The following is a 24,764-nucleotide window of genomic DNA, read 5'->3' as shown; positions in this document are numbered from 1 at the left end:
TTACTGCCCTCGCGCGGGAAACCGGGAAGCCTTGATCGGCATGACGACTATGGCAGAGCGGCCGAGAGCGACGGCCGGCAGCGACTTCGCGGAACTCAACCGGCGGATCAACGCGGCCGGTCTGCTGCGCCGGCGGCCGGGCTACTACGCGCTGCGCCTCAGCCTGGTCGCGGCCGCTCTCGTGGCCGGCTGGGGCGCCTTCTTCGTGATCGGGGCGTCGTGGTGGACCCTCGCGGTGGCGGCGTTCCTCGCGGTGGTCTTCGCCCAGACGGCGCTGGTCGCGCACGACCTGGCCCACCGGCAGGTGTTCCGCACCAACAAGCCGAGCTCCCGGGCCGGCATGATCGTGGCGAATCTGGCCATGGGCATGTCCTACGGCTACTGGATGGACAAGCACACCAAGCATCACGCCAACCCGAACCACGACGACCTCGATCCGGACGTCGGCCCGGGCGTGCTGGCATGGTCGCCAGAGAACGCCAGAGGTTTTATCGGGAAATATCAGGCATATCTCTTCTTTCCGTTGCTGACGTTGCTCGGCTTGTCGCTGAAGAAAGACAGCGTCCGGGCATTGCTGAACGGAACGGTCAAGCGCCGCGGCGTCGAAGCCACTCTGCTTGGTGTCCATTTTATCGGATATATCGCGGCATTGGCGCTGGTGCTGACTCCGCTGCAGGCGGTCGCGTTCTTCGTCGTACACCAAGCGATCTTCGGTGTCTATCTTGGAATGACCTTCGCGCCCAACCATAAGGGCATGCCACACCCCGACGGCACCGAGGACTTCCTGCGCAAGCAGGTACTGACCTCGCGCAACGTGCGCGGCGGCCGGCTCACCGACATCGCCCTGGGCGGGCTGAACTACCAGATCGAGCACCACCTGTTCCCGGCGATGCCGACGCCCAACCTGCCCAAGGCGCAGCCGATCGTGCAGGCGTACTGCGCGGAGATCGGCGTCCCGTACGAGATGACCAGCCTGACCGATTCATACCGGCAGGCCCTGACACATCTGCACGAGGTGGGAGCCGACCTCCGCCGATAGATCAACGGGGGAAGTTGCGCAGGTTCGTGCGGGCCAGCTGCAGCATCTGACCGACGCCGCCGGCGAGCACCGTCTTGCCGGCGGCGAGGGCGAACCCCTTCGCCTCCTCGGCCGTGATGTGCGGCGGGATCTCCAGCGCGTTCGGGTCGGTCACCACGTCGAGCAGCGCCGGCCCGTCGTGGTCGAGCACCGAGCGCAGTGCCGCCCTGAGCTCGCCCGGCTTCTCCACCCGCACGGTGTGGAAGCCCGCGGCCTTCGCGATGGCCGCGAAATCGACCGCGTCGTGGTCGGTCTCGTAGGGCGGGTCGCCGGCCACCATCATCTCGAGGCGGACCATGCCCAGGCTCGAGTTGTTGAAGACCACGACCTTGACGGGCAATTGATGGGTACGGGCGGTGAGCAGCTCACCGAGCAGCATGGCCAGGCCGCCGTCACCCGACATCGAGACCACCTGGCGCCGCGGGTCGAGCTTGGCGGCGCCGAGCGCGTGCGGCAGGGCGTTGGCCATGGTGCCGTGCACGAACGAGCCGAGGATCCGGCGCCGCCCGTTCGGGGTGATGAAACGGGCGGCCCAGCTGCAGCACATGCCCGTGTCGACGGTGAAGACCGCGTCGTCGGCCGCCTCCTCGTCGAGCACCCGGGCCACGTACTCGGGGTGGATCGGCACCAGGTTGTCGACGTCGTGGGTGTAGGCGTTGACCACCTTGTCGAGCTCGTCGACGTGCTTGTGCAGCATCTTGCCCAGGAACTTGCCGTCCTTCTGGCGCAGCTTGGGCAGCAGGGCGCGGATCGTCGCGCCGACGTCGCCGGCCACGCCCAGCTCGAGCGCGGTGCGCCGGCCCAGCCGCGACGGGTCGATGTCGACCTGGATCGTGTTCTTCTGCGGCAGGAACTGGCGGTACGGGAAGTCGGTGCCCAGCAGCAGGACCAGGTCGGCCTCGTGCATGGCCTCGTAGCAGGAGCCATAACCCAGAAGACCGGTCATTCCCACGTCGTACGGGTTGTCGTACTGCAGGACGTCCTTGCCGCGCAGGGTGTGCCCGACCGGCGCGTTCAGCACCCCGGCCAGCTCCAGCACCTCGTCGCGCGCGCCCGTGCACCCGATCCCACCGAAGATCGCCACCTTGCCGGCGGCGTTGATCCGTACGGCCAGATCCTCGATCACCTCGGCCGGCGGCGCGCCGATCACCGGACCGGCCACGGGATGGCCCGCACCGGTCTCGTTCGTCGCCTCCATCGCCAGCACATCCCCCGGCAGCACGAGCACGGCCGCGCCCCGCTTGCCGACCGCGGTCTGGATGCCCACCCGGGCCATCCGCGGCATCTGCTCGGGCGACGACACCATCTCGGTCCAGTGGCTGGCCTGCTCGAACAGGCGCTTCGGGTCGGTCTCCTGGAAGAAGCCGGTGCCGATCTCGGTCGAGACGATGTGCGAGGCCAGGGCCAGCACCGGCACGCCCGAGCGGTGCGCGTCGAAGACGCCCTGGATCAGGTGGGTGTTGCCCGGCCCGCAACTGCCGGCGCAGACCGCCAGCTTGCCGGTGAGCTGCGCCTCGGCGGCCGCCGCGAACGCCGCCGCCTCCTCGTTGTGCACGTGCACCCATTCGATCTCGTCGCTGCGCCGGATCGCGTCGCTCAGCGAGTTGAGGCTGTCGCCCACGATCCCGTAGATGCGCCGCACACCCGCCTGGACCAGCACCTCGACCAGCTGGTCCGCCACCGTCTGACTCCTGCCGAACATTTCGGCCTCCCGCCCTCGTGGATACGGGGGTCTGGGTACCCGCGGCCGTCGCCGGCGCAACGGAGTCGCTCCTCACACACGGGTTGATCTAAGGTATCGATGCACGTCAGGCACCACACGGGGGATAAATGAAGAAGAGTCTGGTCATATTGGCTCTGGCCGGTTCCATGCTGGCCGGATGCTCATCATCCGCACAAATCGCCCATGGCCGATCTTCCACCGCGGCGGCGCCATCACCGTCGCCGTCGCCACTCGATACCGCCAAGCCCGATCTCATTACCGCGCTGCAGAAGACGCACAAGGCGCCGTACAAGTTCGCGGTCAACGCGGCCGCACCCGAGAAGCAGCGCATCCAGGGCGGCGGCACGTACGACCCGAAAGCGAAGAAGCTCTCCACCACCACGAAGGTCACCGGCGGCGACAAGGACCCGCAGTCACGTCAGCGGATCGTCATCGCCGGCGACCTCTACGAGAAGGAGGCCGGCGAGGGCACCTGGGTCCACCTCGACCTGAGGCGGATCAAGAAGGACTCGTACCTCCAGGTCGACATGGCCGACCCGAACGGCTTGGCCGCTTTCACCAAATCGATTGAGACCGTACGGAAGACGGGCCCGCGCGGTTTCAGCGGCACATTCGACCCGAGCGCGGGCAAGGAGGACTTCCTGCCGATCGGCGCGCCCAGCATCTGGATCATCGGTGGCTCGGCCGACTTCAAGGCCTTCACCGACGCCAACGGCTGGATCACCCGGATCGACGTGCAGGTCAACAACAAGGAGACGCTGAAGATGACGACCACCTTCAGCGCACACGGCAAGCCGGTCACGGTCGCCAAGCCGAAACGCGTCGGCGAGGCGATGGACTTCTACTACGACTGACAGAGCGCGGCACCGGCCGCCGGATCGTCGCGATCCGGCGGCCGGCGCACCCCCCGTAGGTTGGTGGCAGGGGCGGGATTTGAACCCGCGATCTCCGGCTTATGAGGCCGGCAAGGACGACCGAACTCCTCTACCCTGCGAGTGCGCCGCCAGGGACTCGAACCCCGAACCCACCGCTTAAGAGGCGGTTGCTCTACCCGTTGAGCTAGCGGCGCCCAGGACAAGCCCTGGTGCCCTCGGGGAGATTCGAACTCCCGATCTCCGGCTTCGTAGACCGGCGCGCTGTCCAGCTGCGCTACAAGGGCTTGCATGTCGTCGGGTGGTGTCGAACCAACCGGCCTCCGCCTTATGAGGGCAGCGCTCTCCCGCTGAGCTACGACGACTGGTGAGGGCGAAGGGTGGCCGGCGCGTTGGGTGGGTAGCGCAAGTAGTCCCGCCCAGCTAGCCCGGCGGTCGCCCTACCCGCCGTAGCCGGCCCGCGTGGCCACGTCCTCGACCCATTTCTGGGTGCTATTAAATTGTTTTGGAATTAAGCACACGGGCGGCAGGAATCGAACCCGCAACCTTCGGCTTTGGAGGCCGTTGCTCCACCAATTGAGCTACGCCCATACGAAAAGAAAAAGCCGCCCGTCCCGAACCGGGAGGGCGGCGGCCGCACAGCTGCTGGTCAGCTGTTTCGCCTGCACACTCCCGAGAGGGGCCGCTTCATGGCTCGTCGCCAGGACGCCGATCCGCACGCGCGGAGGGCGACCATGTTGGCGGCCTGCCACATCATCTCGCTCCCCTTTCTCACGTGTTCTCGTTCTGACTCGACATACATTAGTCGGCGTCCGCCATTCTGACAATCCCTTTTTCAAGAACAAGAAGTGGTTGACCTGAAGCGCGGTTCAAGTAGGACGGTGGACGCATGAGAGCAGCCGCGTTCGAGAAGCCGGGACCACCCGAGGTGCTGAGGGAGATGGAGGTGCCGACCCCGCACGCCGGGGCCGGCGAGGTGCGCGTGCGGGTCCGGGCGGCCGGCGTCCAGCCGTACGACTGTGCCGTGCGCGAAGGCTGGAACCCGGCCGGAGCACCGCCGGGGTTTCCGCGGATCCCCGGCAACGAGTTCGCCGGCGTCGTCGATCAGGTCGGCGCCGGCGTCACCGATGCGCGGGAGGGGCAGGAGGTCATCGGGTTCGGGATGCTGGGCGCCTACGCCGAATACATCGTGGTGCCGGCCGAGCACGTGACCGCCAAGCCCGCGGGCATGCCCTGGGAGGTCGCCGGCGGTTTCAGCGCCGGCGCCCAGACCGCGCACATCGCCCTGCTCGAGCTGGGCCTGGCCAAGGGCGACACCCTGCTCATCCACGGTGCCGCCGGTGCCGTCGGTACCGTCGCCGTTCAGCTCGGCGTCGCGTGGGGCGCCACGGTCATCGGCACCGCCGCCCCGGCCAATCACGACTACCTGCGCGGGCTGGGTGCCGTCCCGGTCTCTTACGGTCAAGGGCTTGCTTCACGTGTACGCGACGTCGCCCCGCAAGGCATCGACGCCGTCCTCGACGGCGCGGGTGGCGAGGCGCTGGACGTCTCGCTCGGCCTCACCGGCAATGTCCTCACCCTGGTCGACCACGGCCGCGAAGGCGTCAAGGTGACCCCGCCGCTGCGCTCGCGGGAGCGCCTGGCCGAGCTGGCCGGGATGTACGCCGACGGCCTGCTCCGCGTCCACGTCCGGGCCGCCTATCCCCTGGCCCGCGCCGCCGACGCCCACCGCGACGTCGGCTCCGGGCACGGCCGCGGCAAGGTGGTGGTCACGCTCTAATAGCGGAACGCCCGGACCAGTGACGTCAGGTCGGCCGCCAGCTGCGAAAGGTTGGCCGCCGCCTGCTGGGTCGTCGACGCCACGCCCGCGGTGGACGCGGCCACGCCGGTGATGGTGTGGGCCACGTCGCCGCTGTTGGCCGCGGCCTCGGTCACCGTGCGGCTCATCTCGGCCGTCGTCGCGGTCTGTTCCTCGACCGCCGAGGCGATCGTCGTCGTGTACTCGCCGATCTGGTTGATGACCTCGGCGATCTCGCCGATCGCGGCCGCGGCGGCCGTGCTCGACGACTGGATGGCCCCGATCCGGGCCGTGATCTGCTCGGTGGCCTGTGCCGTCTGCTGGGCCAGCTCCTTCACCTCGCCCGCCACCACCGCGAAGCCCTTGCCCATCTCGCCCGCGCGGGCCGCCTCGATCGTCGCGTTCAGGGCCAGCAGGTTGGTCTGCTCGGCGATCGACGTGATCAGCCGGACCACCTCGCTGACCTCGGCGCTGGCCGAGCCGAGCTCCGCCACCTGGCCGTTGGTGCGCTCGGCGGCCGAAATGGCCTGGTTGGCGACCTGGGCGGCCCGTGTCGCGTTGGTCGAGATCTCGGCGATCGAGGCCGTCATCTGCTCGGCGCCGGCCGCGATCGAGTGCACGCCGGAGTTGACCTGCTCGCTGGCCGAGCGGGCGGTCGTGGCCCGGCCCGAGGCGTCGGCCGCGCCCGCCTGGAGCTGAGCGCTCACCTGGTTCAGCTCCTGCGCGGCGCCGGTCAGCCGGCCCGCGGAGTCGGCGATGCCGCGGATCGTCACCGCCACCTTCTCCACGCAGCGGTTGAAGGCGCCAGCGAGCCGGCCGGCCTCGTCGTCGCGGGCGGCCGTCACCCGCTGGGTCAGGTCGCCGTCGCCGTCGGCGATCTCGGCCATCCGATCGCGCAGTTTCTCGATCGGGCGCACGATCGTGCGGGCCAGGTAGAGCGCGGCCGCCGCCGACCACCGCGCCCGCGGTGCTGACCAGCATCGCGCAGCCCGTGCCGAACGGCTTGATCGCGCCGACCAGGGTCTGCAGGCCGGCCGGCGACATGTCGATGCCGGCGACGCCGACGACCTTCCCGTCGCGCTTGATCGGCACCGAGACCGAGGTGATCAGCGTGTCGACGCCGCCCACCTCGTACAGGTACGGCTCGATCACCTTCTCGGCGCCGGTGGTCTTGGGGATCTGGTAGTAGTCGCCGGGGCCGCTCTTGTCGTAGTCGGCCAGCGCGGTGAGTGCGATCGGGCCGCCGTCGCGGTACCAGTACGGCACGAAACGCCCGGTCGCGTCGTCACCCTTGCTCGCGTTGCGATAGCGGCTGTCGCGCCCGTCGAAGGCGCCCGGCTCCCACCCCGTTTAGACGCCCAGGAAGTCGTCGTGCCCGGCCAGCATCGAGCGCGTCTGGGCGTTGGCGATGGCCCGGCTCGAGGTCACGGTCAGCGCCTGCGCCAGATCACGCGCCGTGGACAGCCCGCCCAGCACCACCTGCCGGACCTCGGCGGCGTTGCGCTGGGCGACCTCGTCGGCGTACGCGAAGCCGGTGGTCCGCGCTTCGTCAGATCCAGCGGCCGCCCAGCCACATTCGCTGCGACCAGCTGTCGTACGGGATCGACGAGCCCACGAAGATCGGATAGAAGTACGCGAAGCAGAGCGCGACCAGGACCACGTACGCCGCCGCCGCGATCGTGCCGATCAGTTGCCGGTCCGACCTTTGCGAACCGGCCGCGACGCCCTCCCGCGGCGTCATGATCGCGCCGAGCACGTAGACGACCGCGAGGATCAGGAACGGCAGGGCGGGCAGCGCGTAGAACGAGAACATCGTGCGCCCGTCCTTGATCGCGTAGTAGAACCACGGGAGCAGGCCGGCCACCACGCCGGTGCCGATCGCCCAGGCCCGCCAGTCGCGGCGGGCGATGCCGAACCAGGTCAGGGCGGCCAGCGCCGGCAGGAACGACCACCACAGGACCGGGGTGCCGAGGAGCAGGATCTGCCGTACGCAGTTGGGAGCACCGCAGCCGGTCGCGCTCGGCCAGTAGAAGTTGACCGGGCGGCCCAGCAGCAGCCACTGCCACGGCCACGACTGGTACGGGTGCTTCGAGGTCAGGCCACTGTGGAACTTGTACGCCTCGGAGTGGTAGTGCCACAGGTTCATCAGCGCGCCGATGACCGGCGGCTCGCTGCGCCCGTTGTCGGCCCGGTAGTGCCGGAAGTAGCCCGTGTCGGTGACGAACCACCCCGTCCACGTGGCCAGGTAGACCACGAAGGCCGCACCGAGCGCGAGGATCAGCCAGCCCAGGTCGCCGAGGATGCCGGCCAGGAACGGCCCCTGGATGCCGGCCGACCGCCGGGCCTGCACCCGCCAGACGATCACCAGCGCCGCGAAGAACGGCGCGAAGAACAGCGCGCTCCACTTCACGCCGCCGGCCAGGCCCAGCATGACCCCCGCGACCAGCAGCCACCACGGCACGATCCGCGGCACGGAGGCCGTCTTCTCCGGATCGAACCCGTTCTCCAAGGCCCGCAGCAGACGGCGCCGGTAGTGGTCGCGGTCGATCACGATCGCGGCGAAGGTCATCAGGATGAACAGGCCGAGGAAGATGTCGAGCAGCGAGATGCGCGACAGCACGAGCTGGTATCCGTCGAGCGTCATCAGCAGCCCGGCCGCGCCGGCCAGGACCACCGAGTGGAACAGCCGGTAGGCCACCCGGATGAGCACCAGGATCATCAGGATGCCGGCCACGGCGGGCATCAGGCGCCAGCCGAGCTCGGTGTTGCCGAACATCGCCTCGCCGATCGAGATCAGCCATTTGCCCAGCGGTGGATGCACCACGTACGCCGGGCCGTTGGTCTTCTCGTCCCACTCGACGCCGTGCTGGAGCATGTCCCAGGCGTCGGTCGGATAGTAGACCTCGTCGAAGACGTAGCCCTTGGCACTGGTGATGCCGTTGAGCCGCAGGATCGCCGCGATCACAACGATGACACCGGTGACCGCCCACGAATGCGGGTCGAGCCAGTTGTCGAGGGTCGCCAGCCGGCGCCGGATGATGTCGGGCACGGCACGGAGAGCCGTCGGCTCCGGAGCCAGCGTTGTCGTCACCCCGCGATCGTAGGGCCGGGCACCGGCAAATCGATGCCCGGCAGCGGACGAAATCGTCAGACGGCCGCGGTCACCGTCCATCCATCGCGGTACTCGACCCTTTTCGGTTGTACGAGGGCCGGCCGCTCGACGAGCACACACCGGTCGTCACCGGGCCACCACCAGCCCGCCGATCGGGCCAGCGCCTCCCAGGCGGCCAGCTCGCGACCGGCGCCGGGTGCGGCCAGCCCGAGCCGGCGCAGCACGTCGACGTGGGCGATCCACCAGGCGTCCTGTTGCCCGTACCAGCACACCGGCGTAGGCCCGAGCGCCGCCCGCACGTTCAGGTAGAACGCGGAGAATGTCCGGAACAGCGAATCCCGTACACCCTGGGCCAGGATCTCCCGAAAGGGAAGCCCCATCTCGAGGGCCCGTTCCGGCGGCAGGACGGGCCAGGACTCGCCTTTCTTACGCTTCGGGGCGGGCCGGTCCGAGGGCGGTTCGGTGTACGTCTCGTCCACCGTGGACCGGAGAAAGGAGAGCCCCGCCGCGATGTCGCTGGCGATCGGCGGCCGGCCCGGCGGGCGGCGGGACGCGACCCAGGACCGAAGGTCCTCATGAGTGGGCAGACCGTGGAGGTGCTCCAGGGCCGCGCGCGGCGAATCGACCCAGACGAACCGGGGCCGGCGGTGATAGATCGAGGCGATGGCCTCTTCGGTGACCTGGCGGTCGGCGGGCTCGGTCGAGAATCCGATGTCCAGCCATTCACGGCGGATTTCCACCGCCTGCTGCCAGAGGTTCGTACGGAGCGCGGCGTCCCGCCGCGCGAGCGCGATCACAGCGCGAGGGCGCACGCGCCCTTCCGGGAGAAGATCATCATGGCGACCATGATGACCCTCCCCCATCGCTCACGGCAAGCCGATTATTTGGGCGCGTTGAGATCGTCGAGGCCCTTGACGGCCCCGCGTTGCAGGGGAACCGGGTCGGTCTTGCGGGCCTGATCGAGGGTGATCTCCTTGGCGGCCGCGTTCGCCTGCACCAGCTGCGGCTGCTTTTCGAAGAGCGTCTTGGTCAGGGAGCAGGCGACGTTCGGGTCGAGATCGTCGCGCACGAGAAGAAGGTTGGGGACGACGACGGTAGGCGTGTCGGCGGCCAGCTTGTAGGTCGCGGCCGGGATGGCGCCGGCCTCGTACACCGGATTGATCTTTTGAAGCTCCGGCAGCAAGGTCGTGACATCGAGGAACTCGACCTGGCCGGCCGAGGTGGTCAGCAGATCGGTGATGCCCGGCGTGGGCAGGCCACCCGACCAGAAGAGGGCGTCGATCGACCCGTCCTTCATGCCGTCGACAGTCTTGGTGAGGTCCAGCTTCTGCGCGCTGACATCCTTGGCCGGGTCTAGGCCGGCCGCGGTGAGCATGCGGTTGGCGATGACCTCGGTGCCGGACTTGGGCGAACCGGTGGAGACCCGCTTGCCCTTCATCCCGGCGACATCCTTGATGCCGGCCGCCTTACGAACGATCACCTGCGTGTAGTTGGTGTGGATCCGGGCGAGCGCGGCCACCGGCTGCTTGCTGTCGAAGCTCCCGGTCCCGTTGACAGCGTCGGCCGCGGTGTCGGCCAGGGAAAAGGCGACGGCATACTGCCCGGCGACAACCTGCTGGATGTTCTGCACGGAGGCGCCGGTCTCGGAGGCGGTGGCCTTGAGCTTCCCGCCCCCGGCGTTGATCTGCTCGGCGTAGGCGTTGCCGAGCGCGAAGTAGACACCGGTCGCATTACCGGTGGCAATGCCAACCCGGGTCTCCTTGTCCACAGTGCACGTGACATCGCCGCCGGCGTCGGTCGAGGCCGCATCCTGCCGCCCACCACACCCAGCCACACCGACCGCGAGCACTGCGGCAAGCGCGACGGAAAGCCGCGCAGACCGACCAGCGCGGGCTGACGGCAACCCTTCCGACTGCCCGGCAAATCCGTTATCTCGCTTCATGTTAGCCCCGTTCATCTGGAGGAGAGGTGGGCGGAGAAGAGCGTGGAGCGGAGGGCCGGGCTGCGGCTTCACCCGAAGGAGCCCCGGAATTCGTCGCCGCGGGCGAGGTGGGTGAAGGAGAGAGCCCGCCGGGCGGCCGGGCGAGAGAGGGCATTCCAGGAGGCGAGGAGCGGTGGCGGGTGATGGCGGTCCATGTGATGGCGGCGAGGAGGAGGGCTGTGCCGGTGGCTATGGCGGGTGGGGACAGGTAGAGCAGGATGAGGCCGGACAAAGCGGCCGACACCCGAGGGACCGTGCCGGCCGGGCCTACGCCCAGGACCCAGCCGCCGCTGGCTATTGCCAAGGCCGCCACCGCCAGCATCGCTACCGCTGTGGCCCAGGTGACCTCCAGGACTGAGCCTCGGGCCAATAAGTAGGAGCCGGCCGGGGTCAGGACGAAAGCTATCGGGGCCAGGAACGCCGGCAGGGCGTACTTCAGGGCCTGCCACATCGTGGGGATGGTTCGGCCGCCTGTTATCGCGCTCGCCCCCACCGCGGCCAAAGCCGTCGGCGGTGTCACCTCGGACAGGACCGAGTAGTAGAAGACGAACATCGCGGCCGCCGGGGCGGGCACGCCCAACGCCAGCAACGCCGGGCCGATGATGACCCAGCCGATGATGAAGCTGGCCGTGACCGGGACGGCCAGGCCCAGCAGGGCCAGGGCCACGGCGGCCAGCACCACCGTCATGGCCAGCACCGCGGTCGGGTCGGTGAACAGGGACTGGGCGCCCCGGACCAGCAGCGAGGCCAGCTGCGCGCCCAGGCCGGTCTTCGTGGTCGTCGCCGTGATGATGCCGGCGGCCGTGCAGACCGCCACCACCGGCAGGACGCCGCGGACGCCGGCGCTCAACGCCTCGAAGACCCGGCGCGAGGTCAGCCACGACGTCCGGTCGAGGAAGGACAGCAGGAACGCCAGCAGGGTCGCGTAGACGACCGCCCGGGTGGCGCTCTCCCCCAGCGCCAGCAGCACCACGATCAGCACCAGCGACGAGAAGTGGTAGCCGAAGCGGGCCAGCAGGCGCAGGGCACTCACCGGCGCAACGGACAGGGACCGCACCCGGAACCGGCGTACGTCGATCTCGACCGCCAGGAGGATGCCCAGGTAGTAGAGGACCGTGGGGATCATCGCCCAACCCAGGACCGTCAGGTAGGAGACGTCGAGGTATTCGGCGACGATGAACGCGGCCGCGCCCAGCGTGGGCGGGGACAGGATCGCGCCGACGCCGGCCGCGGCCAGCATGCCGCCCGCCTGTTCGGGCGGGTAGCCGGCTCGGCGCAGCATGGGCCAGGTGACCGCTCCGACGCTGACCGCCGTCGCCGTGCCCGAGCCCGAGACCGTGCCGAGCAGGAAGCCGGCGGCCACCGCGGTCCGGCCGGCGGCGCTGCGGGAGCGGCGGAACGCGGCCACCGACAGGTCGACGAAGAAGCGGCTGGCGCCGCTCAGGTCCAGGACGGCGCCGTAGATGGTGAACAGCACGATGTACGTGGCGGCGACGTCGAGCGGGGTGCCGTAGAAGCCGCTGCCCGAGTTGTAGAGGGCGTCCACGATCTGCGCGAAGTCGAGACCCGCGTGGGCGATGGGCCAGCTCTGCGGGAGAAGGCCGCCGTAATAGGCGTACGCCAGGAAAGCGAGACAGACGACGGGCAGCGCCCAGCCGGTGGTTCGGCGGCAGGCCTCGATGACGAGCACCAGCATGATCGCGCCGAAGACCACGTCGATCGGGTCGAGCAGGCCCTGGCGGTCGAGGAACGCGTCGTAGCCGCCGTTGAACGGGTTCAAGGGGTAGAGGCAGACGATCAAGGCGGCAAGAGCCAAAATCCAGTCACTTTTGGAGGGATATTGACGACTTGAACGGCGAAATCGGTAAGCCACGAAAACCAGAGGAAGCGTCCCGGCCAAGAAGATGATCAGGTAGTACTGGCTGCCGCGGGCCAGCGGCCGGAACACCTGCCACAGGACGAGCACGGCCACGGCGAACGCGACGATCGAGACGGCGAGACCGACGCGCCCGGTCAGCCGGCGGGCGGGCAGCTCCTCGTCGTCGTAGAGGACCTCCGGGGATCGATCATCGCCCATGGAACGGACAGTAACCGACTCGCACCCGACGGGAAACCCGGTTGGCAACCGGCGCCCGGCCCAATGGACGCATGACCGTGCAGATGGAGACCCGGCAGCACGACGGCGGCCTCGCGCTCGACTTCCCGACGCTGCGGCGCCGCCGGATGCTGGGCCTGGTCAACGGGGTGACGGTGGCGGCGCTGGCCTCGGCCGGGGGCGATGCCCTGAGCCGCTCCGGCATCGTGCGCAGCGACATCCGCTGGGGTTTCGGCACGGCGACCGGCGTCGCCAAGGGCGTACCGCTGACGATCCGGCTGCGGCTGGTCAGCGCCACCTCGGGGCGGCCGCTGACCGGGCACCCGGTCTATCTCTGGCACGGCGACCGGGACGGCGCGTACTCCCTCTACTCGCCGGGCATGGCCGGCCAGAACTATCTGCGCGGCCTGCAGACCACCGACGGCGCGGGCTGGGTCACCTTCACCAGCGTCTTCCCCGGCGCCTATCGCGACGAGTGGCCGCACCTGCACTTCGAGGCGCCGCCGGGCCTCCGCGGCCAGATCTCCCTGCCGGGCGACGTCTGCCAGCAGGTCTACACCACCAAGGGGTACGAGGGCAGCCGCGACCGCCTGACCGGGGCCGACCCGGCCGGCACGAACCCGCACGCGCTCGCGATGGCCTCCGTCACGGGTGATCTTGAACGCGGCTTCACGGCCACCCGCACGATTAACATCTGAGCCCATCGGGGGCAGACTCGGCGAAATGACAGCAGCTTCGTTCCGCCAGGCCCGGGATTTCCTGCTCGAGCACGCCACCGACTACGACGGCGCGGTGGCCGGTTTCCGGTGGCCCGAGCTCGGCGAGTTCAACTGGGCGCTCGACTGGTTCGACGTGATCGCGGCCGGCAACGACGCGCCGGCCCTCTGGATCGTCGAGGAGGACGGCTCCGAGCAGCGGTTCTCCTTCGCCGAGATGGCGCGGCGGTCGGATCAGGTCGCGTCGTGGTTGCGGCTTCAGGGTGTACGGCGTGGGGACCGCATCGTGCTGATGCTGGGCAACCAGGCCGAGCTGTGGGACACGATCCTGGCCGTGATGAAGCTGGGCGCCGTGCTGATCCCGGCCACGCCGCTGCTCGGCCCGGCCGACGCCGCCGGCCGGGTGGCTCGCGGCGGAGCCCGGCACGTCATCACCGGATCGGCCTCCGCCTCGAAGTTCGCCGCGGTCGACCCTGAGATCACGCGCATCGCGGTCGGGCCGGCCGTCGACGGCTGGCTCGACTTCCGCTCGGCGTACAAGCTCGACGCCTCTTTCGAACCGGACGGCGTGACCCGGGCCGACGACATGCTGCTGCTCTACTTCACCTCGGGCACGACCGCGAACCCGAAACTGGTCGAGCACACCCACGCCTCGTACCCGGTCGGGCACCTCTCGACCATGTACTGGATCGGCCTGCGGCCGGGCGACGTGCACCTCAACATCTCGTCGCCGGGCTGGGCGAAACACGCGTGGAGCAACGTCTTCGCCCCGTGGAACGCCCAGGCCTGCGTCTTCATCTACAACTACACGCGCTTCGACGCCGGCCGCCTGATGGCCGAGATGCAGCGCTGCGGCGTGACCAGCTTCTGCGCCCCGCCGACGGTCTGGCGGATGCTCATCCAGTCCGACCTGACCGCCCTGGCCACCCCGCCGCGGCTGGTGGTGGGCGCCGGCGAGCCGCTCAACCCGGAGGTCATCGACCAGGTGAACAAGGCCTGGGGCGTGACGATCCGGGACGGCTTCGGCCAGACCGAGACGACGGTGCAGATCGCCAACACCCCAGGCCGGCCGGTCAAGCCGGGATCGATGGGCCGTCCGGTCCCCGGCTACCGCATCGAGCTGATCGACCCGAACACCGGAGCGCCGGCCACCGAGGGCGAGATCTGCGTGGCTCTGGACCCGCGCCCGGCCGGCCTGATGGTCGGCTATCACGGCGACGAGGCGCTGACGGCCGAGCGGATGGAGGGCGGCTACTACCACACCGGCGACGTGGCCTCCCGCGACGACGACGGCTACATCACGTACGTGGGCCGCACCGACGACGTCTTCAAGGCCTCGGACTACCGCATCTCCCCGTTCGAGCTGGAGAGCGTGCTGATCGAGCACGAGGCCGTGGTCGAGGCGGCCGTGGTGCCCTCCCCCGACCCGGTCCGGCTGGCCGTGCCCAAGGCCTACATCGTGCTGGCCGAGGGCTGGACCCCCGACGAGCAAACAGCAGAGGCGATTTTCACGTACGCCCGTGAGCACATGCCGCCGTACGCCCGCATCCGCCGCCTGGAGTTCACCGACCTCCCCAAGACCATCTCCGGCAAGATCCGCCGAGTGGAGCTGCGAGCGGCCGAACTCTCGAAGCGCCCCACCCCCGACACCGTCCCCCCTGGCGAGTTCAAGGGATGAACGTGCGGGAGAAGCTGGACGCCGCCGCCCGGATGCCCGGTGAGCCCGCGATGTTCGGGGCGGGCGCTCACGGATTCCGGCTGGGACCGCCGCTGCCCGAGAGCGACGTCGCGGCGTTCGAGCGCGAGCACGGCGTGCGCCTGCCGGAGGACTACCGGGCGTTCATCACGACCATCGGCAACGGCGGTCCCGGGCGATGGGGAGGCGCCGGACCGTATTACGGCCTGCATCCCCTCCACGAGTGGGACCTGGGCCTGTGGAACGAGACGACGCCGGCTGTCCTGGCCACTCCGTTCCCGGTCGAGCCGGGCCACGTCCTCGGCAGCTGGGTGGTGGCGGACGACGAGGAGCCGTATCCGGGGACCGTCGCGCTCAGCGATCAGGGCTGTGGGCTCATGTCGCTGCTGGTGGTCACCGGTCCAGGGCGGGGCCGGATCGTGAACACCGGCGACGGGCCTCAACCTCCGCACTTCACCGCCGACGAAGGGTTCCTGGCCTGGTACGAACGGTGGCTCGACGCGGTTCTGGCCGGCAAGCGCCTCTTCTAAGCCGCTCCCTTGGTCAGTGCCGCCTGGACGATGCGGACGGCCTCGGCGGTGTCGATGCCGAGGCTGGCGATGACGGCCGCGTACTCGGCGGCGGCGTGGCGGGCCCGGTCGCGGCCCTGCTCGCCGGCCGCGGACACGAACGAACCGGCCGCGCCGCGGGTCTCGATCAGCCCGGCCTCCTCCAGCTCCCGGTAGGCCCGGCCGACCGTGTTGACGGCCAGGCCGAGGTCGGCGGCCAGGCGGCGGATGGTCGGCAGCCGGGTGCCGACGGCCAGCGTGCGGTCCTGGATCTGGCCGGCGAGCTGGGCGCGGAGCTGCTCGAACGGCGGGACGGGCGAGGCCGAGTCGATGACGATCATGTGGTTCACCGGGCGCTGGAGCCGCGCTGGGCGGCCAGGGCCCGCCGCCCGTCCCAGGCGGTGATCAGGACCAGCGCGATGACGCTCAGGACGATGAAGACGAGCCAGCCCGTGTTCCACGGGTCCAGCCCGGTGTCGAACACCGACACGACAGGCAGCGACCACACCACGGTCGGCACTGCCACTTCGCGGGCGTCCTCGACGCGCATCAGGAAGTCGGCCCTCAGCGTGCCTTCGTCGTCGGCCACCACCGGGTGGGCGAGCACGTGGCGCAGTTGGACGGCCGTGCCGGCCATGACCCCGCACAGGCCGATGAGCAGGATGACCGCCGCGTACCGCGCGGTGCCGTCCCGCACGGCCAGAGCCGCGATCGCCAGCACGGCCGCGCCCGCGTAGATGATCGCCAGCAACGCGGTCCGGGGAACGCCGAGCACGGTTCGCCAGCCGGGCCGGACGGAGTGGGCCGCCCGTCGTGGCAGCTCCGCGCCGGCCCGCCGATCGACCCGCCGCACCCACCGGTCGAGCAGCGACAGGCCCAGCACCAACCCGCCGACCAGAGCCGTCAGCACCACCAGCGCCCAGCGGCGCTGAGTCTCGGACCCGTCATCGGCGGGACGCAGCGGCAGGGCGGAGACGTAGACGAGGGCGGTCGCGATGAGGAACACGGCGGGCAGGATGGCAGCGGCCAGACGCGCACGCCGCCGAACCGTCAGGCGTGCCGCCAGCATCGGTGTCGGCGCGACGTCGGCCAGCCCGCGCGCGGCCAACCACAGACGGGCTGTCTCGAGTTCCGCCGGGCGCACTTCCCTCGGCATGGCGACCCCCTCTGCTTGTCGCAAGTCTTGTCTCAACACAGTGAGACAAGACTTGCGACAAGTCAAGACCGGGCCGGACAGCCCTAGGTGAGGCGCAGCGCGGCCGGCGCGCCGGCCGGGACGGCCGGGGAGTGCGGAGCGATCGGCGACAGGCGCGTGTAGCCCTCGGTGGGGCGGGGATCGGGCTCGCCCTTGTTGGGCCACAGGGCAATCGCCCGCTCGGCCATGGCCGTAATGGTCAGGGACGGGTTCACTCCCAGGTTGGCCGGGACGGCCGAGCCGTCGATCACGTGCAGCCCCGGGTAGCCGTAGACGCGGTGGTAGGCGTCGACCACGCCCGAGGACGGGTCGGCGCCGATGGTGGCGCCGCCGAGGATGTGGGCGGTCATCGGGATGTTGAAGATGTCGCCGACCGTGCCGCCGGGGAAACCACCGATCCGGGTGGCGATGCGGCGCACCGCCTCGTGGCCGACCGGGATCCACGTCGGGTTGGGGGCGCCGTGGCCGGGGCCTGTCGTCAGGCGGCCGCGCTTCGTCCTGCGTACGGTCAAGGAATTGTCGGCGGTCTGCATGACCAGGGCGATGATCGTGCGCTCGCTCCAGCGGCGCACGGACAAGGAGCGCATCAGCACGTACGGATGGCGCAGCGCCTCGGCCAGGAAGCGCACCGGCCGGGGCACCCGGCCGCCCCCGTCGACCAGCAGCGTGGACAGCAGGCCCATCGCGTTGCTGCCGGGCCCGTAACGCACCGGCTCGATGTGGGTGGTCGCGTCGGGGTGGAACGACGACGTGATGGCGACCCCGGACGAGAACGGCTCGCCGGGCACCTCGGCGGCCTGCGCGCCGAGCAGCGCCTCCGAGTTGGTGCGGGTCAGCGCGCCCAGCTGCGGTGACAGGTCGGGCATGATGCCCTTGTCGCGCATGGCGTGCAGCAGCGACTGCGTGCCCAGCGCCCCGGCCGACAGGATCACGTCGCGGGCCGTGAAGGTCCCCCGCGTGGTCGTGATCGTCCATGTTGGACCGGGACGCAGCGACGTCACCGTCGTCAGCGGGTGCACGGTCACGCCGGCCTGCTCGGCCAGGTAGAGATAGTTGACGTCGAGGCGGTTCTTGGCGCCCACCTTGCAGCCGATCATGCAGTTGCCGCATTGCGTGCAGCCGGTGCGGGCCGGCCCGGCCCCGCCGAAGAACGGGTCGGGGACGCTCTTGCCGGCTTCGCCGAAGAAGACCCCGACTGGTGTACGGCGGAACGTGTGCCCGACACCCATCTCCTCCGCCACGTCGCGGATGACCACGTCGGACGGGGTCATGGTGGGTTGCTCGGTGACGCCCAGCATCCGCGAGGCCTGGTCGTAGTACGGCGCGAGCTCGGCCGCCCAGTCGGTGATGCCGGACCAGCGCGCATCCTCGAAGAACGTGGCGGGCGGCCGGTACAGCGTGTTGGCGTACACCAGAGAGCCGCCGCCGACGCCCGCCGCCGACAGCACCACGATGTCTTTGAGCAGGGTGATCCGCTGCATGCCGCGCAGCCCGAGCTTGGGCGCCCACAGGAAGTTCTTCAGATCCCACGAGCTCTTCGGCAGGGTCCGCGCGGTGAAGCGCCGGCCCGCCTCGAGCACGCCGACCTTGTAGCCCTTCTCGGCCAGGCGCAGCGCGCTCACGCTGCCGCCGAAGCCGCTGCCCACGATCACGACGTCGTAATCAGCCACGGCCCCACTTTGGCATTACCCGCCGGTAACCACCAGACCTCAGGTCAGTAAAACCTTCAGATGACGGCCGGAGGCGGCATCGTCGAAGGCCGATGCGGCCTCGGCCAGCGGATAGGTGGCGCTCACCAGCCGGGAGACGTCGACCGCGCCGGTGACCAGCAGCCGGATGGCCTCGGCGAAGTCGTCCGGCAGATAGGTGGCGCTGCCCTGGATCCGCAGCTGACTGTCCTGGATCAGCGGCAGCGGGATCGACACGTCGGCCGGCGGCACCCCGACCACGACGACCGTGCCGCCCTTGGCGGCCAGGCCGAGCGCCTGGGTGATCGAGCTCTGCGTGGCGACGCAGTCGAAGACCACGTCGGCGCTCTCCCCCAGCGCCTGCCGAACCTGCTCGACGGCGCCGGGCGCGGTCGCGTCGACGGCGGCCGAGGCGCCGAAGGACAGCGCCCGTTCGCGGTTGGCGGCGGAACGCGCGGTCATCACGACGCTCGTGGCCCCGTACACCCGGGAAGTGAGAAGCGTGAGCAGACCGATCGGCCCGGCCCCCAGAACGGCCACGGTCTTGCCGGTGACGCCGCCGGCGAGCCCGATGGCGTGGACCGGCGTGCTGAGCGGCTCGATGAAGGCGGCGGCCGGCCAGTCGAGCTCGTCGGGGATGACGTGCAGGCGGCGCTGGTCGATGGTGAAGTAGCCGGCCATGCCGCCCTGGTCGTGGGCGCAGCCGAAGAACCGCAGCCGCTCGCAGATGTTCTGCCGGCCGGCCCGGCACTGCTTGCACTCCCAGCAGGGCAGGAACGGCTCGACCGTGACCCGCTGCCCGACCGTGAAGCCGGTGACGCCGTCGCCGAGCGCGGAGATCGTGCCGGAGACCTCGTGGCCGGGCGCGTACGGCAGCTCGATGAACGGATGCAGCCCGTGCAGCGCATGGGTGTCCGATCCGCAGATGCCGGCGACCGCCGTGCGCACCTGAACCTCGCCCGGTTTCGGGGCCGGCACGTCGGCCTCGACGACCGCGACGCCGTCGCCCGTGACGATTACGCGCTGCATTCTCACGGGCTGACCTTAATCCGAAAGTGTCAGGTCCGGTCTGACCTTTCTCGCCCCTGGCGTTTCTACTTCTACAAAGCGGATTTTTATGGGCAAATTGCCGCCGTGCGGGCAACGATGCTCGCCGCCGAGAAAGGTATTTCATGCGGATTCGTTCGGCTTTCGCGCTGGCCGCCGGCGCCGCCGCGGTGCTGGCCTTCAGCGCCCCGGCCCAGGCCACCGTCAACATCGGCAATGTCGACATCACGGTGACCGACATCGCCTCGGGCAACTCGTACTACCTGTTCCAGAACGTGTCGGTGCTCCAGGCCGCGCAGATCTGCCAGGTCAACGTGGACGTCATCACGGCCACGCTGCTCCGCGGCGACTCCGCCAAGTGCAGCAACAAGACGAACAACCACCAGCAGGCCTGGATCAAGAAGCACTGAGCCCGCTCCGGCCGCCACTTCCGCGCTGAGGCTGGCGCCGGCGGTGGCGGCCGGTCCATGCTGCGGAAATGCTGTCGTATGCATCGGGAACCTCGGATCTGGCCCTGCTCGGCGAGACGATCGGCGAGAACCTCGAACGGACGGTGTCCCGCTTCGGTGAGCGGGAGGCGCTGGTGGACGTGGCGGCCGGGCGCCGCTGGACGTACGCCGAACTGAACGACGAAGTCGATCGGCTGGCGCGGGGGCTGCTCAGACGCGGGATCGGCAAGGGCGACCGGGTCGGCATCTGGGCGCCGAACTGCGGCGAGTGGGTGATCACGCAGTACGCGACGGCCAAGATCGGGGCAATTCTGGTCAACGTCAACCCCGCTTACCGTACGCACGAATTGCGCTATGTCGTCGAGCAGTCGGGCATGGAGTTGTTGATCAGCGCGACGTCATTCAAGACCAGTGACTACCGCGCGATGATCGACGAAATCGGGTTCCGCGACGTCATCTATATTCCTGACTTGTCCGGAATTTACGAGGATGGCGGGCCGATTGTCGCCGACCTCTCGTTCGATGATCCGATCAACATTCAGTACACGTCCGGAACGACCGGATTTCCGAAGGGCGCGACGCTCTCGCACCACAACATCCTCAACAACGGCTACTTCGTCGGCGAGCTGATCAACTACACCGAGCACGACCGGGTCTGCCTGCCGGTGCCGCTCTACCACTGCTTCGGCATGGTCATGGGCAACCTCGCGGCCACCTCGCACGGCGCCTGCATCGTGCTGCCCGCGCCCGGCTTCGATCCGGCGGCCACGTTGCGGGCCGTCTCGCAAGAGAAGATCACTTCGCTGTACGGAGTTCCGACCATGTTCATCGCGGAGCTGGGCCTGCCCGGCTTCGGCGCGTACGACCTGAGCTCCCTGCGCACCGGCATCATGGCCGGCTCGCCCTGCCCGGTCGAGGTGATGAAGCGGGTCGTGGCCGAGATGAACATGGCCGAGGTGGCGATCTGCTACGGCATGACCGAGACGTCGCCGGTCTCCACCATGACCCGCCCCGACGACAACCTGGCGCGCCGCACCGAGACCGTCGGCCGGGTCATGCCCCATCTGGAGTCGAAGGTCGTCGACCCCACCACCGGCCTGGCCGTGGCCCGCGGCGAGCCGGGCGAGCTGTGCACCCGCGGCTATTCGGTGATGCTCGGATATTGGAACCAGCCGGAGGCGACGGCCGAGGCGATCGACGCCGCCCGCTGGATGCACACCGGCGACCTCGCGACCATGGACGGCGACGGCTATCTGAACATCGTCGGCCGCATCAAGGACCTGGTGATCCGCGGCGGCGAGAACGTCTACCCGCGCGAGGTCGAGGAGTTCCTCTACTCGCATCCCGACGTCGCCGACGTGCAGGTGATCGGCGTGCCGGACCCGAAGTACGGCGAGGAGCTGATGGCCTGGGTGGTCATGCGCCCGGGTGCCACCCCGCTGACCGCGGACGACGTCAAGGCGTTCTGCGCCGGGAAGCTCAGCCACTACAAGATCCCGCGCTACGTGCACGTGGTGGACGGCTTCCCGATGACCGTGACCGGCAAGGTCCGCAAGGTCGAGATGCGTGAGAAGGCGGTGGGCATCCTCGGCCTTTCGTGACGTGCGCCACGAGGCGGCATACAAGAGGCCAGTGGCCCGTTACGGTGGGCGTAACAAGATTCCACTGGCCTCTTAAGGAGCCGTCATGAGCAAGGTATGGCTGATCACCGGTACGTCCCGCGGCCTCGGCCGTCAACTGGCCACCTCCGTGCTGGAGCACGGCGACCGGGTCGTCGCCACCGCGCGCCGGCCCGAGCAGCTGAAGGACCTCGCCGACACCTACGGCGACCGGGTCCGCGTGGTGGCGCTCGACGTCACCGACCCCGCCGCCGCCCGCGCGGCCGTGGCCGAGGCGGTCGAGGCCTTCGGCCGGCTCGACGTGCTGGTCAACAACGCCGGGTACGCCGACGTGGCGTCGATCGAGGACATGCCCGAGGACACCTTCCGGGCCCAGATCGAGGCCAACTTCTTCGGCGTCGTCAACGTCACCCGGGCCGCCCTGCCGGTCATGCGCGAGCAGGGCGACGGCCACATCATCCAGATCTCGTCGGTCGGCGGCCGCGTCGCCAGCATCGGCCTCGGTGGCTACCAGTCGGCCAAGTGGGCCGTCGGCGGCTTCTCCGAGGTGCTGGCCAAGGAGGTCGCGCCGTTCGGCATCCGGATCACCGTGGCCGAGCCGGGCGGCATGCGCACCGACTGGGCCGGCGACTCGATGGGCACGCTGGCCATCAGCGACGCCTACAAGCCGGTCATCGAGCCCGCCGTGGCCCGCTTCAGCGAGCACAACGGCAACCAGCCCGGCGACCCGGCCCGCATCGCCCAGGTCCTGATCGACGTGGCCAACCACCCGGAGCCGCCGCTGCACCTGCTGCTGGGCGCCGACGCCGTGGCGGTCGCCCAGGCCAAGGCCGAATCCCTCGCCGCCTCGGACGCCGAGTGGCGGGCGGTGAGTGAGTCGGTCAGCTTTGCGTAAGGTGATCGACGATGAGTGACTTCCAGCGGGCCCGCAGCCCTGAACAGCGCGAGGCCCGCCGGCAGGCCATCCTAGGAGTCGCGGAGGAACTGCTCACCGAGATGCCGGTGAGCGAGATCAGCCTCCGCGAGCTCGCCCGCCGGGTCGGCCTGTCCAAGACGAACGTGGTCCGCTACTTCGAGACGCGCGAGGCGGTCTTCTTCGCGCTGCTCAACCGGGCTCTCGGCGAGTGGCTCGACGGGCTGGAACTGCCCGCCGGGCCGCCGGCCGGGGTGGTGGAGGCGCTGGCCCGGTCGGTGGCCGGGCGGCCGCTGATCTGCGACCTGTGGAGCGCCCTCGGCACCGAGCTCGAGCGCAACATCTCGGCCGAGGCGGTCCGCGACTTCAAGCTGGCCAACGGCGAGCTCCAGGCCCGGCTGGCGACCATGCTGCGGGAGCGGATCCCGGAGCTGACCGAGCAGTCGGCCCGCGAGCTCGTCTCGTACACGGTCCTGCTGATCGCCGGCCTGTGGCCGTTCGCCAACCCGTCACCGGGCGTGGCCGAAGCCGTTCAGGACCCGCGGCTCGCGGGTTCACGCGTCGACTTCGCCGAACGTCTGGGCCGGGCCCTGGTCGTCGCGGTCACCGGCCTGCTCACGCTCGACTCGGCCGCTCAGCGCCGGTAGACGGTCATCGAATAGCCGACCTGATCGATCACCGTGCTCGAGTCGATCAGGCGTTTGAGCTGGTTGCGGGCCAGCGCCACCCGCGAGTCGGACACCACGACGATCCCGTGCACCTGGTCGAGCGGCACACCGAGCGGGTTCGGCGCGTCGATGCCGTAGTAGCTCGGCACCCCACTCCCCTTGTAGACCAGCCAGACCTTCTCACCCGCGTACTTCTCTCGCAGCGCCGCCGCCAGCCGCGGCAGGTCCTGCCCCCAGTCCACGTTCGAGTCGTGCAGATTGTTGTGGGTGTTCGCCGTCCCGCCGAAGGCCTCGTTCGAGTACGGCAGGTAGTACGGGAACGTCCGCAGCGAGCTCACCGCCACGAAAGCGACCAGCACCGCCGTCGGGATCCAGGTCCACTTCCACCGGATCAAGACCACCGTTCCGGCCACCACAGCCAGGAACATCGGCATGAAGATGACGTACCGGCTGCCGTAGTCGCGGGCCCCCGTCATCGCCACCAGCATCAGCACCCCGGCCGGCAGCAGCGTGTAGAGCGCCGCGATCCACTTCTTGACCAGCAGCGTCACCGTCCCCGCGACCCAGAGCGCGATCATCCCGAGCGGCGTCTTGATCAGCAGCGCGGCCGGCAGGTAGTACCAGAGCGATCCCTTGTACGCCTCGCCGAACAGGAACCCGTTGAACGTCTGCCGCTCGAACTTGAACTGCATCAGCACCCCGTCCCGGTAGGCCTTCGGGAACGGCAGCAGGTCGACCGCCAGCCCGCGCAGCCCACCCGGGTTCGTGATGCCGGCCGGCGTGGTGAAACGGAGCCGCGGATCAACGGCCAGATAGATCAGCCAGACCGTAGCCACCGCGATCACCCCGACACCGGCGGCGGTCAAGATCTTCTTCCCTCCCGTACGCCATCCCGTCCGCCATCCCGTCCGCAGGGGAAGAAGAGCCAGAAGCAAGGCGATCGGCACCGCGGGTAGCGTGCTGGCCCTCGTGGCCAGCGCCGCGCCCAGCGCCACCCCGGCCAGAGGCAGGTAGAGCCTGGGTTTCTCCCGCGCCCGCCACAGCAGCCAGAACGTGGTCAGCACCAGCCCCGCCGCCGGCACGTCGAGAGTGGCCAGCGCACCGTGCGCGATCAGATCGGGCGAGAAGCTGTAGAGGGCCAGCGCCACCAGCCCCGCCCAGGGCCCAGCCAGGTCCCGCGCGAAGAAGAGCACCACCAGCCCGAACAGCAGCGTGAGCACGATGATGGGCAGCCGGGCCGCGAGCATCAGCCGAAACGGGTTGTTCCCCGACTCGTACAGCAGATGCCGCCCCAACAGCGACTGATTCCCCTGATAGCCCGCATCGAGCTTCGCGTCCTCGAAGGCCATCCCGGCCGCCATGAAAAGCTTGGCCAGCGGCGGATGCTCCGGGTTGTAGCGAAGGCTGTGCTGCTGGGCGTAAACCGCGGCCGTACCCACATAGACCGGCTCGTCGATGGTCGGCGACTGCTGCACCGCCGTCGTCACCATGGCGAACGCCATCTGCCCGAGCAACAACACCACCACAATGGGATAGAGCAGGCGCCGTCGCAGCATCGCGCAAACT

The 24,764-nt window shown here is 69.5% G+C and carries 22 protein-coding genes, 5 tRNA genes and 1 pseudogene; 10 read left to right on the top strand and 18 right to left on the bottom strand.

Annotated features, from left to right (window positions below; all coding sequences use genetic code 11):
• The first annotated feature begins 40 nt into the window (after positions 1 to 40).
• On the top strand, positions 41 to 1,039 hold the full coding sequence (locus tag CRP55_RS23245; protein WP_097322236.1) for a fatty acid desaturase family protein: 999 nt from the start codon (positions 41 to 43) through the stop codon (positions 1,037 to 1,039).
• A gap of 1 nt (position 1,040) precedes the next feature.
• On the opposite strand, the gene CRP55_RS23240 is transcribed toward CRP55_RS23245, so the two are convergent.
• On the bottom strand, positions 1,041 to 2,780 hold the full coding sequence (locus tag CRP55_RS23240) for a pyruvate dehydrogenase (protein WP_097322235.1): 1,740 nt from the start codon (positions 2,778 to 2,780) through the stop codon (positions 1,041 to 1,043).
• Between the two features lie 128 nt (positions 2,781 to 2,908).
• On the opposite strand from CRP55_RS23240, the gene CRP55_RS23235 reads away from it, so the two are divergent.
• Positions 2,909 to 3,655: a hypothetical protein gene (locus tag CRP55_RS23235; RefSeq protein ID WP_097322234.1), complete on the top strand. Its 747-nt coding sequence runs from the start codon at positions 2,909 to 2,911 to the stop codon at positions 3,653 to 3,655.
• Positions 3,656 to 3,716: 61 nt separating this feature from the next.
• Here the strand turns inward: CRP55_RS23235 and CRP55_RS23230 are convergent.
• From CRP55_RS23230 to CRP55_RS23210, 5 genes are all read right to left on the bottom strand, one after another.
• Positions 3,717 to 3,795 (bottom strand) — tRNA-Met (locus tag CRP55_RS23230).
• A gap of 2 nt (positions 3,796 to 3,797) precedes the next feature.
• Positions 3,798 to 3,870, bottom strand: a tRNA-Lys gene (locus tag CRP55_RS23225).
• A 13-nt stretch (positions 3,871 to 3,883) separates the two neighbouring features.
• Positions 3,884 to 3,960: transfer RNA gene (locus CRP55_RS23220), tRNA-Arg, on the bottom strand.
• Positions 3,961 to 3,965: 5 nt separating this feature from the next.
• Positions 3,966 to 4,038: transfer RNA gene (locus CRP55_RS23215), tRNA-Met, on the bottom strand.
• Between the two features lie 153 nt (positions 4,039 to 4,191).
• Positions 4,192 to 4,264: transfer RNA gene (locus tag CRP55_RS23210), tRNA-Trp, on the bottom strand.
• A 298-nt stretch (positions 4,265 to 4,562) separates the two neighbouring features.
• Here CRP55_RS23210 and CRP55_RS23205 point away from each other — a divergent pair.
• Complete coding sequence (locus tag CRP55_RS23205) at positions 4,563 to 5,453, top strand: NADP-dependent oxidoreductase (RefSeq protein WP_097322233.1); 891 nt, start codon at positions 4,563 to 4,565, stop codon at positions 5,451 to 5,453.
• On the opposite strand, the gene CRP55_RS23200 is transcribed toward CRP55_RS23205, so the two are convergent.
• The 7 genes and pseudogenes from CRP55_RS23200 to CRP55_RS23175 form a co-directional block, all read right to left on the bottom strand.
• Entirely contained in the window at positions 5,450 to 6,391 is a 942-nt protein-coding gene (locus CRP55_RS23200) for a methyl-accepting chemotaxis protein (RefSeq protein ID WP_281260808.1), read from the bottom strand. The two genes, CRP55_RS23205 and CRP55_RS23200, sit on opposite strands and share 4 nt — an antisense overlap.
• A gap of 166 nt (positions 6,392 to 6,557) precedes the next feature.
• Positions 6,558 to 6,737, bottom strand: a pseudogene (locus CRP55_RS56510) (PDC sensor domain-containing protein); the annotation flags it as partial.
• 84 nt (positions 6,738 to 6,821) lie between these two features.
• A complete protein-coding gene (locus tag CRP55_RS55725; RefSeq protein WP_281260805.1) occupies positions 6,822 to 6,950 on the bottom strand; it encodes a hypothetical protein in 129 nt (42 codons plus the stop codon).
• Positions 6,951 to 7,020: 70 nt separating this feature from the next.
• Positions 7,021 to 8,643 (bottom strand): dolichyl-phosphate-mannose--protein mannosyltransferase, encoded by a 1,623-nt coding sequence (locus CRP55_RS23190; RefSeq protein ID WP_097322230.1) that lies wholly within the window; start codon positions 8,641 to 8,643, stop codon positions 7,021 to 7,023.
• The gene (locus CRP55_RS23185; RefSeq protein ID WP_097322367.1) at positions 8,619 to 9,395 is read right to left on the bottom strand and encodes a DUF6745 domain-containing protein; all 777 of its coding nucleotides are present in this window, start codon (positions 9,393 to 9,395) and stop codon (positions 8,619 to 8,621) included. Before CRP55_RS23185 ends, CRP55_RS23190 begins: the two co-directional genes overlap by 25 nt.
• A gap of 68 nt (positions 9,396 to 9,463) precedes the next feature.
• A complete protein-coding gene (locus CRP55_RS23180; protein WP_281260807.1) occupies positions 9,464 to 10,486 on the bottom strand; it encodes a TAXI family TRAP transporter solute-binding subunit in 1,023 nt (340 codons plus the stop codon).
• Between the two features lie 40 nt (positions 10,487 to 10,526).
• Positions 10,527 to 12,641 carry a TRAP transporter permease gene (locus CRP55_RS23175; protein WP_097322228.1) on the bottom strand — a complete coding sequence of 705 codons (2,115 nt, stop codon included), beginning with the start codon at positions 12,639 to 12,641 and terminating at the stop codon, positions 10,527 to 10,529.
• Positions 12,642 to 12,712: 71 nt separating this feature from the next.
• Between CRP55_RS23175 and CRP55_RS23170 the strand changes: the two genes are divergently transcribed.
• The 3 genes from CRP55_RS23170 to CRP55_RS23160 are packed head-to-tail and all read left to right on the top strand — an operon-like array spanning position 12,713 to position 15,601.
• Positions 12,713 to 13,357 (top strand): dioxygenase family protein, encoded by a 645-nt coding sequence (locus CRP55_RS23170; protein WP_097322227.1) that lies wholly within the window; start codon positions 12,713 to 12,715, stop codon positions 13,355 to 13,357.
• Between the two features lie 25 nt (positions 13,358 to 13,382).
• Positions 13,383 to 15,053 (top strand): AMP-binding protein, encoded by a 1,671-nt coding sequence (locus CRP55_RS23165; protein WP_097322226.1) that lies wholly within the window; start codon positions 13,383 to 13,385, stop codon positions 15,051 to 15,053.
• A gap of 2 nt (positions 15,054 to 15,055) precedes the next feature.
• Positions 15,056 to 15,601, top strand: coding sequence for an SMI1/KNR4 family protein (locus CRP55_RS23160; RefSeq protein ID WP_097322225.1), 546 nt, complete (start codon positions 15,056 to 15,058; stop codon positions 15,599 to 15,601).
• On the opposite strand, the gene CRP55_RS23155 is transcribed toward CRP55_RS23160, so the two are convergent.
• From CRP55_RS23155 to CRP55_RS23140, 4 genes are all read right to left on the bottom strand, one after another.
• Entirely contained in the window at positions 15,598 to 15,960 is a 363-nt protein-coding gene (locus tag CRP55_RS23155) for a GntR family transcriptional regulator (RefSeq protein ID WP_097322224.1), read from the bottom strand. The two genes, CRP55_RS23160 and CRP55_RS23155, sit on opposite strands and share 4 nt — an antisense overlap.
• 5 nt (positions 15,961 to 15,965) lie before the next feature.
• Positions 15,966 to 16,775 (bottom strand): hypothetical protein, encoded by an 810-nt coding sequence (locus CRP55_RS23150; protein ID WP_097322223.1) that lies wholly within the window; start codon positions 16,773 to 16,775, stop codon positions 15,966 to 15,968.
• A gap of 83 nt (positions 16,776 to 16,858) precedes the next feature.
• A complete protein-coding gene (locus CRP55_RS23145; protein ID WP_097322222.1) occupies positions 16,859 to 18,484 on the bottom strand; it encodes a GMC oxidoreductase in 1,626 nt (541 codons plus the stop codon).
• Positions 18,485 to 18,523: 39 nt separating this feature from the next.
• Complete coding sequence (locus CRP55_RS23140) at positions 18,524 to 19,531, bottom strand: zinc-dependent alcohol dehydrogenase (protein ID WP_097322221.1); 1,008 nt, start codon at positions 19,529 to 19,531, stop codon at positions 18,524 to 18,526.
• Positions 19,532 to 19,674: 143 nt separating this feature from the next.
• On the opposite strand from CRP55_RS23140, the gene CRP55_RS23135 reads away from it, so the two are divergent.
• The 4 genes from CRP55_RS23135 (at position 19,675) to CRP55_RS23120 (ending at position 23,177) form a co-directional block, all read left to right on the top strand.
• Positions 19,675 to 19,959 carry a hypothetical protein gene (locus CRP55_RS23135; protein WP_097322220.1) on the top strand — a complete coding sequence of 95 codons (285 nt, stop codon included), beginning with the start codon at positions 19,675 to 19,677 and terminating at the stop codon, positions 19,957 to 19,959.
• Positions 19,960 to 20,027: 68 nt separating this feature from the next.
• A complete protein-coding gene (locus CRP55_RS23130; protein WP_097322219.1) occupies positions 20,028 to 21,599 on the top strand; it encodes an AMP-binding protein in 1,572 nt (523 codons plus the stop codon).
• A gap of 85 nt (positions 21,600 to 21,684) precedes the next feature.
• A complete protein-coding gene (locus CRP55_RS23125; protein ID WP_097322218.1) occupies positions 21,685 to 22,512 on the top strand; it encodes an oxidoreductase in 828 nt (275 codons plus the stop codon).
• An 11-nt stretch (positions 22,513 to 22,523) separates the two neighbouring features.
• Positions 22,524 to 23,177 (top strand): TetR family transcriptional regulator, encoded by a 654-nt coding sequence (locus CRP55_RS23120; RefSeq protein ID WP_097322217.1) that lies wholly within the window; start codon positions 22,524 to 22,526, stop codon positions 23,175 to 23,177.
• Here CRP55_RS23120 and CRP55_RS23115 read toward each other — a convergent pair.
• The gene (locus tag CRP55_RS23115) at positions 23,165 to 24,754 is read right to left on the bottom strand and encodes an ArnT family glycosyltransferase (RefSeq protein WP_097322216.1); all 1,590 of its coding nucleotides are present in this window, start codon (positions 24,752 to 24,754) and stop codon (positions 23,165 to 23,167) included. The two genes, CRP55_RS23120 and CRP55_RS23115, sit on opposite strands and share 13 nt — an antisense overlap.
• Positions 24,755 to 24,764: the final 10 nt, after the last annotated feature.

It is taken from the genome of Paractinoplanes atraurantiacus, from assembly GCF_900215205.1.
GTDB classification, from domain to species: Bacteria; Actinomycetota; Actinomycetes; order Mycobacteriales; family Micromonosporaceae; genus Actinoplanes; species Actinoplanes atraurantiacus.
This window is presented reverse-complemented; position numbering and strand designations above follow the sequence as displayed.

Coding starts and splice junctions, on each gene's coding strand:
- CRP55_RS23245 (WP_097322236.1), top strand. CDS start 41: ATGACGACTATGGCAGAGCGGCCGAGAGCGACGGCCGGCAGCGACTTC.
- CRP55_RS23240 (WP_097322235.1), bottom strand. CDS start 2,780: ATGTTCGGCAGGAGTCAGACGGTGGCGGACCAGCTGGTCGAGGTGCTG.
- CRP55_RS23235 (WP_097322234.1), top strand. CDS start 2,909: ATGAAGAAGAGTCTGGTCATATTGGCTCTGGCCGGTTCCATGCTGGCC.
- CRP55_RS23205 (WP_097322233.1), top strand. CDS start 4,563: ATGAGAGCAGCCGCGTTCGAGAAGCCGGGACCACCCGAGGTGCTGAGG.
- CRP55_RS23190 (WP_097322230.1), bottom strand. CDS start 8,643: ATGGACGGTGACCGCGGCCGTCTGACGATTTCGTCCGCTGCCGGGCAT.
- CRP55_RS23175 (WP_097322228.1), bottom strand. CDS start 12,641: ATGGGCGATGATCGATCCCCGGAGGTCCTCTACGACGACGAGGAGCTG.
- CRP55_RS23170 (WP_097322227.1), top strand. CDS start 12,713: ATGACCGTGCAGATGGAGACCCGGCAGCACGACGGCGGCCTCGCGCTC.
- CRP55_RS23165 (WP_097322226.1), top strand. CDS start 13,383: ATGACAGCAGCTTCGTTCCGCCAGGCCCGGGATTTCCTGCTCGAGCAC.
- CRP55_RS23155 (WP_097322224.1), bottom strand. CDS start 15,960: ATGATCGTCATCGACTCGGCCTCGCCCGTCCCGCCGTTCGAGCAGCTC.
- CRP55_RS23150 (WP_097322223.1), bottom strand. CDS start 16,775: ATGCCGAGGGAAGTGCGCCCGGCGGAACTCGAGACAGCCCGTCTGTGG.
- CRP55_RS23140 (WP_097322221.1), bottom strand. CDS start 19,531: ATGCAGCGCGTAATCGTCACGGGCGACGGCGTCGCGGTCGTCGAGGCC.
- CRP55_RS23135 (WP_097322220.1), top strand. CDS start 19,675: ATGCGGATTCGTTCGGCTTTCGCGCTGGCCGCCGGCGCCGCCGCGGTG.
- CRP55_RS23130 (WP_097322219.1), top strand. CDS start 20,028: ATGCTGTCGTATGCATCGGGAACCTCGGATCTGGCCCTGCTCGGCGAG.
- CRP55_RS23125 (WP_097322218.1), top strand. CDS start 21,685: ATGAGCAAGGTATGGCTGATCACCGGTACGTCCCGCGGCCTCGGCCGT.
- CRP55_RS23120 (WP_097322217.1), top strand. CDS start 22,524: ATGAGTGACTTCCAGCGGGCCCGCAGCCCTGAACAGCGCGAGGCCCGC.
- CRP55_RS23115 (WP_097322216.1), bottom strand. CDS start 24,754: ATGCTGCGACGGCGCCTGCTCTATCCCATTGTGGTGGTGTTGTTGCTC.